Annotated in this window: 6 protein-coding genes and 1 pseudogene; 5 read left to right on the top strand and 2 right to left on the bottom strand. The window is 65.9% G+C overall.

Going from position 1 to position 5,515, the window contains the following annotated elements; translation table 11 throughout:
* Positions 1-668 (top strand): DUF58 domain-containing protein (locus AC2VOU_RS15265; RefSeq protein WP_486958136.1); only part of this gene is annotated, 668 nt, incomplete at its 5' end.
* Positions 669-711: 43 nt separating this feature from the next.
* Entirely contained in the window at positions 712-1,719 is a 1,008-nt protein-coding gene (locus AC2VOU_RS15260) for a VWA domain-containing protein (protein ID WP_486958135.1), read from the top strand.
* Positions 1,720-1,785: 66 nt separating this feature from the next.
* Here the strand turns inward: AC2VOU_RS15260 and AC2VOU_RS15255 are convergent, their stop codons facing one another.
* On the bottom strand, positions 1,786-2,637 hold the full coding sequence (locus tag AC2VOU_RS15255; RefSeq protein WP_486958134.1) for a type IV toxin-antitoxin system AbiEi family antitoxin: 852 nt from the start codon (positions 2,635-2,637) through the stop codon (positions 1,786-1,788).
* Positions 2,638-2,793: 156 nt separating this feature from the next.
* Between AC2VOU_RS15255 and fabG1 the strand changes: the two genes are divergently transcribed.
* Genes fabG1 through AC2VOU_RS15240 form a run of 3 tightly spaced genes read left to right on the top strand, consistent with a single transcriptional unit; the run spans position 2,794 to position 5,390 of the window.
* Complete coding sequence (gene fabG1 / locus AC2VOU_RS15250) at positions 2,794-3,537, top strand: 3-oxoacyl-ACP reductase FabG1 (protein WP_486958133.1); 744 nt, start codon at positions 2,794-2,796, stop codon at positions 3,535-3,537.
* A gap of 26 nt (positions 3,538-3,563) precedes the next feature.
* Positions 3,564-4,373: an NADH-dependent enoyl-ACP reductase InhA gene (gene inhA, locus AC2VOU_RS15245; protein ID WP_486958132.1), complete on the top strand. Its 810-nt coding sequence runs from the start codon at positions 3,564-3,566 to the stop codon at positions 4,371-4,373.
* A 6-nt stretch (positions 4,374-4,379) separates the two neighbouring features.
* On the top strand, positions 4,380-5,390 hold the full coding sequence (locus AC2VOU_RS15240) for a ferrochelatase (RefSeq protein WP_486958131.1): 1,011 nt from the start codon (positions 4,380-4,382) through the stop codon (positions 5,388-5,390).
* On the opposite strand, the pseudogene AC2VOU_RS15235 reads toward AC2VOU_RS15240, so the two are convergent.
* A pseudogene (locus AC2VOU_RS15235) lies at positions 5,387-5,515 on the bottom strand (hypothetical protein); the annotation flags it as partial. The gene AC2VOU_RS15240 and the pseudogene AC2VOU_RS15235 overlap by 4 nt on opposite strands.

Here is a 5,515-nt window from a genome sequence, read left to right as displayed (position 1 = left end):
TGGAGACCTGGCTGGTGGTCGACATGTCGGCCAGCCTGGACTTCGGTACGACGGTCTGCGAGAAGCGGGATCTGGCGGTGGCCGCTGCGGCCGCGATCACGTTCCTGAACAGCGGCGGCGGAAACCGGCTCGGTGCGGTGATTGCCAACGGCGAGAAGGTAACTCGGGTTCCGGCGCGCTCGGGACGTCAGCACGAGCAGACCCTGCTGCGCACCATTGCCACGATGCCCAAGGCTCCCGTGGGTGTGCGTGGCGATCTGTCGGTGGCGATTGACGCCTTGCGCCGTCCGGAACGTCGTCGCGGGATGGCGGTGGTTATCAGCGACTTCCTGGGCCCGATCAACTGGATGCGGCCGTTACGTGCCATCGCTGCGCGCCACGAGGTGCTCGGCGTGGAGGTCCTGGATCCTCGCGACGTCGAGTTGCCCGATGTCGGCGATGTGATCTTGCAGGACGCCGAGAGCGGGCGTTCCCGTGACTTCACCATCGACGAGCAACTGCGCGACGATTTCGCGAGAGCCGCTGCGGCACATCGCGCAGAGGTGGCCCGCACGCTGCGTAGTTGCGGGGCGCCGTTGCTGTCGCTGCGCACCGACCGCGACTGGATCGCCGACATCGTCCGTTTTGTCGAATCCCGCCGGCGCGGTGCATTGGCGGGGCGCCAGTGACTTCCGCTGTGCACGCGGCGGGCCTCAACACCAAGGGTCAGCTATGACATTGCCGCTACTTGGACCGATGACGCTCTCCGGCTTTGCCCACGCGTGGTTTTTTCTGTTCCTGGTGGTGATCGCGGCCCTGGTTGCGCTCTACGTCTTTGCGCAGTTGGCCCGTCAGCGCCGGATGCTTCGGTTCGCCAACATGGAGCTGTTGGAAAGCGTGGCACCCAAGCAACCCACGCGTTGGCGGCACCTTTCGGCGATCCTGCTGGTGGCTTCGCTGGTGCTGTTCACCATCGCCATGGCCGGACCGACGCACGACGTGCGGATTCCGCGTAACCGCGCGGTCGTGATGCTGGTCATCGACGTCTCGCAGTCCATGCGGGCCACCGACGTCGAACCCAACCGGATGGTCGCCGCCGAAGTGGCGGCCAAGGAGTTCGCCGGCGAGCTGACCCCGGGCATCAACCTCGGCCTGATCGCCTACGCGGGCACCTCGACCGTGCTCGTCCAGCCGACTACCAACCGCGACGCGACCAAAGCCGCGCTGGACAAGCTGCAGTTCGCCGACCGCACCGCCACCGGCGAGGGCATCTTCACTGCGTTGCAGGCCATCGCCACGGTCGGTGCGGTGATCGGTGGCGGCGACACCCCGCCGCCGGCCCGTATCGTGCTGTTCTCCGACGGCAAGGAGACGATGCCGACCAATCCGGACAATCCCAAGGGGGCGTTCACCGCGGCACGTACCGCCAAGGACCAGGGCGTGCCGATCTCGACTATTTCGTTCGGCACCCCGTACGGCTTCGTGGAGATCAACGGTCAGCGCCAGCCGGTGCCGGTGGACGACAGCACGATGAAGAAGGTCGCCGAGCTCTCCGGCGGCAACCACTACGACGCCTCGAACCTGCAGGAACTCAAACAGGTCTACGCCTCACTGCAGCAGCAGATCGGCTACGAGACGATCCGCGGCGACGCCAGCGTGGGCTGGCTGCGGCTGGGTTCATTGGTGTTGGCGTTGGCCGGGCTCGCGGCGCTGCTGATCAACCGGCGGCTGCCGACCTAGCCCTGACCCATCCGGGCCGCGAGCGTAACGCGAGCGCGAGAATTCGCCGCGTTTTCAGCAATGGCGTTACTCTCGTCGCCACCCGCGGCGCTCCAACGCCTCACGAACGCGCCGCAGGATGTCGCGCGGATGGTCTTCGGCGACCACTCGGATGACAAGCCAGCGTCTGCGGTCGAGCATCTCGGACCGCCGAATGTCCTTGACGTACTGGGCTCGGTCGCTTCGATGTTGGTCGCCGTCATACTCGACGGCGACCAACAGGTGCTTCCAACCCATATCCACATACGCAATGACGTAACCGGATTCGTCGCGGATCGGGATCTGAGTCTGCGGCGCGGGAAGTCCGTCACGAATGAGCAGCAGTCGCAGCCACGTCTCTTTCGGAGACTGAGCGCCGCCGTCGATCAATTCGAGCGTCGCCCGGGCGCGAGTCATGCCGCGGCGGCCTTGGTAGCGGTCGACGAGTAGATCGATGTCGGCAGGCTTCAATTCGACCGCCTGCGCGAGTGCGTCGATTGCGGCGACCGCGACGTCGAGGGGATATCGCCTGGCCAAATCGAGCGCGGTCCGGGCCGGTGAGGTGACCTGCATCCCGTGTACCAGTTCGACCTCGTCGGCGTCGATGCTGTCCGCCCACACCCTTGCACCGCGGACCGGCCGTCGATTGGTGTCGATGATCGTCGCGGGCCAGGTGGGGTTGATCCAACGCGAGCCGTGCAAGGCAGACGCGGAGAAGCCGGCGAGTATCCCGCGGCGCCGTGACCGCAACCAGCAGGCTCTTGCCCGTCGGGCGGGCGTCAGCTCTGCTCCCTTGGCGAGGTATACATTCTGGTGCCGCGCCACGAAGTGTCTCCGCAGCCGGTATGGAGTCACATCGCCCGCGGCGAGCGCCTCGGTCCCGCGAAATGGCTCGTCCATGACGGGAGTGTGCCGCCGCATACCGACAGCTCTGGCGAGCGTAACGCCAGCGCGAGAATTCGCCGCGTTTCGAGCAATGGCGTTACGTTCGTCGCCAGGCCGACACGTGTCCCGGGCGATTTCGGGGCCGCTGCGGTCAAGCGATAGGTTGTCGGAGTGACTGACGTAGCCACTGACGGCGGCAAGCCTCCATTCGTGTCTCGTTCGGTCCTGGTCACCGGAGGAAACCGGGGGATCGGGCTGGCGATCGCTCAGCGACTGGCCGCCGACGGCCACAAAGTCGCCGTCACGCACCGCGGGTCGGGCGCACCTGACGGGCTGTTCGGCGTCGAGTGCGACGTCACCGACAGCGAAGCCGTCGACCGCGCCTTCACCGCCGTCGAGGAGCACCAGGGCCCCGTCGAGGTGGTGGTGTCCAACGCCGGGGTCTCCGCGGACGCATTTCTCATCCGGATGACCGAGGAGCGATTCGAGAAGGTCATCGACGCCAACCTCACCGGGGCGTTCCGGGTGGTCCAGCGGGCCTCGCGCAGCATGCAGCGAAAGCGATTCGGCCGATTGATCTTCATCGGCTCGGTGTCGGGCAGCTGGGGCATCGGCAACCAGGCCAACTATGCTGCTTCCAAAGCCGGCCTGATCGGCATGGCCCGGTCGATATCGCGGGAGTTGTCCAAAGCCAATGTGACGGCCAACGTGGTGGCTCCGGGCTACATCGACACCGACATGACCCGGGCGCTGGACGAGCGCATCCAAGCAGGTGCCCTGGAGTTCATCCCGGCCAAGCGGGTCGGTACCGCCGCGGAGGTCGCCGGGGTGGTCAGCTTCCTGGCGTCCGAGGACGCCAGCTACATCTCCGGCGCGGTCATCCCGGTCGACGGCGGTATGGGCATGGGTCACTGATGACAGAAGGACGGTCGAGAACAGACATGGCAGGACTGCTCGAAGGCAAACGTATCCTGGTCAGCGGGATCATCACCGACGCGTCGATCGCGTTTCACATCGCCAAGGTGGCGCAAGAAGCGGGCGCCCAACTAGTGCTCACCGGATTCGACCGGCTGCGGCTGATCCAGCGCATCGCCGACCGGTTGCCGCAGAAGGCACCGCTGATCGAGCTCAACGTGCAGGACGACAACCATTTGGACACTTTGGCGCAACGGGTTACCGAAGTGATCGGTGAAGGCAACAAGCTCGACGGCGTCGTGCATTCGATCGGTAACATGCCGCAGACCGGGATGGGGATCGAACCATTCTTGGACGCCCCCTATGCAGACATCGCCAAAGGCATTCACATCTCCGCCTATTCGTACGCCTCGCTGGCCAAGGCGCTGCTGCCGATCATGAACCCGGGCGGTTCCATCGTCGGAATGGATTTCGACCCGAGCCGGGCGATGCCGTTCTACAACTGGATGACGGTGGCCAAGAGTGCGCTGGAGTCGGTCAACCGCTTTGTTGCGCGCGAAGCCGGCAAGTTCGGTGTGCGATCGAATCTGGTTGCCGCTGGACCGATCCGGACATTGGCGATGAGCGCGATCGTCGGTGGCGCGCTCGGTGACGATACGGGTGCCCAGATGCAGTTACTCGAGGAGGGCTGGGACCAGCGGGCGCCCATCGGATGGAACATGAAAGACCCGACCCCGGTGGCCAAGACGGTGTGCGCCCTGCTGTCGGACTGGCTACCGGCCACCACCGGCACCATCGTCTACGCCGACGGCGGCGCTAGCACGCAGTTGCTCTAGCCGCTCATGGAATTCGACGCGGTCCTGCTGCTGTCCTTCGGTGGGCCGGAGGCGCCTGAGCAGGTTCGCCCGTTCCTGGAGAACGTCACCCGGGGGCGTAACGTGCCACCGGATCGGCTCGATGACGTGGCCCAGCATTACCTGCATTTCGGCGGGGTGTCACCGATCAACCGGATCAACCGGGATCTGATCGCCCAGCTCCGGGCTCAGTTGGACATCCCGGTCTACTTCGGTAACCGCAACTGGGAACCATACGTCGAAGACGCCGTTGTGAGCATGCGCGACAACGGTGTTCGGCGTGCCGCGGTGTTCAGCACGTCGGCGTGGAGTGGCTACTCTGGCTGCACGCAGTACTCCGAGGACCTCGACCGGGCCCGGCGCGCGGCCGGTTCGGATGCGCCGGAACTGGTGAAATTACGGCGCTACTTCGACCACCCGCTGTTCGTCGAGATGTTCGCCGACAACGTCGCCGCAGCCGCGGAGACGGTGCCCGCTGATGCCCGCCTGGTCTTCACGGCGCATTCGGTCCCGATCGCCGCCGACGACCGCCTCGGCCCGAAGCTGTACAGCCGCCAAGTGCGTTATGCGGCAAAGCTTGTCGCATCGGCCGCCGGTTACGACGACTACGACGTAGTCTGGCAGTCACGGTCTGGGCCACCGCAGGTGGCCTGGCTGGAACCCGACGTCGCCGATCACGTTGCGGCACTTGCCGAGACCGGCACCAGGGCGATCATCGTCTGCCCTATCGGGTTCGTCGCCGATCACATCGAGGTGGTGTGGGATCTCGACACCGAACTGCGCGAAAAGACCGACGCGGCCGGCGTCGCATTCGCGCGGGTGAGCACACCCAACGCCGACCCCCGATTCGCCCGGCTCGCAGTCGATCTGATCGACGAGCTTCGGCTCGGACGTGCCCCGGCACGGGTGATCGGAGCAGATTCGGTACCCGGTTGTGCGGCCGGCGTCAACGGCGAGCCGTGCCGCCCCCCGCACTGCGTTGCCGATGTCGCGACTTAGCGCTGCCAGGCGGTGCACAGAATCGCGCTGAGCGCAGCCATTCTCGCCGACCGCACGACCGTGGCCAGCGGCCGTAGCGCATCTGTGGCGATCTGCTCCTCGGACAACGACTGGGTGCCGATTCT

This window comes from Mycobacterium sp. TH-M25, assembly GCF_057473665.1.
This window is presented reverse-complemented; position numbering and strand designations above follow the sequence as displayed.

Excerpts from the sequence above, each read along its gene's own strand:
- AC2VOU_RS15260 (WP_486958135.1), top strand. The coding sequence starts at position 712 with ATGACATTGCCGCTACTTGGACCGATGACGCTCTCCGGCTTTGCCCAC.
- AC2VOU_RS15255 (WP_486958134.1), bottom strand. The coding sequence starts at position 2,637 with ATGGACGAGCCATTTCGCGGGACCGAGGCGCTCGCCGCGGGCGATGTG.
- inhA (WP_486958132.1), top strand. The coding sequence starts at position 3,564 with ATGGCAGGACTGCTCGAAGGCAAACGTATCCTGGTCAGCGGGATCATC.
- AC2VOU_RS15240 (WP_486958131.1), top strand. The coding sequence starts at position 4,380 with ATGGAATTCGACGCGGTCCTGCTGCTGTCCTTCGGTGGGCCGGAGGCG.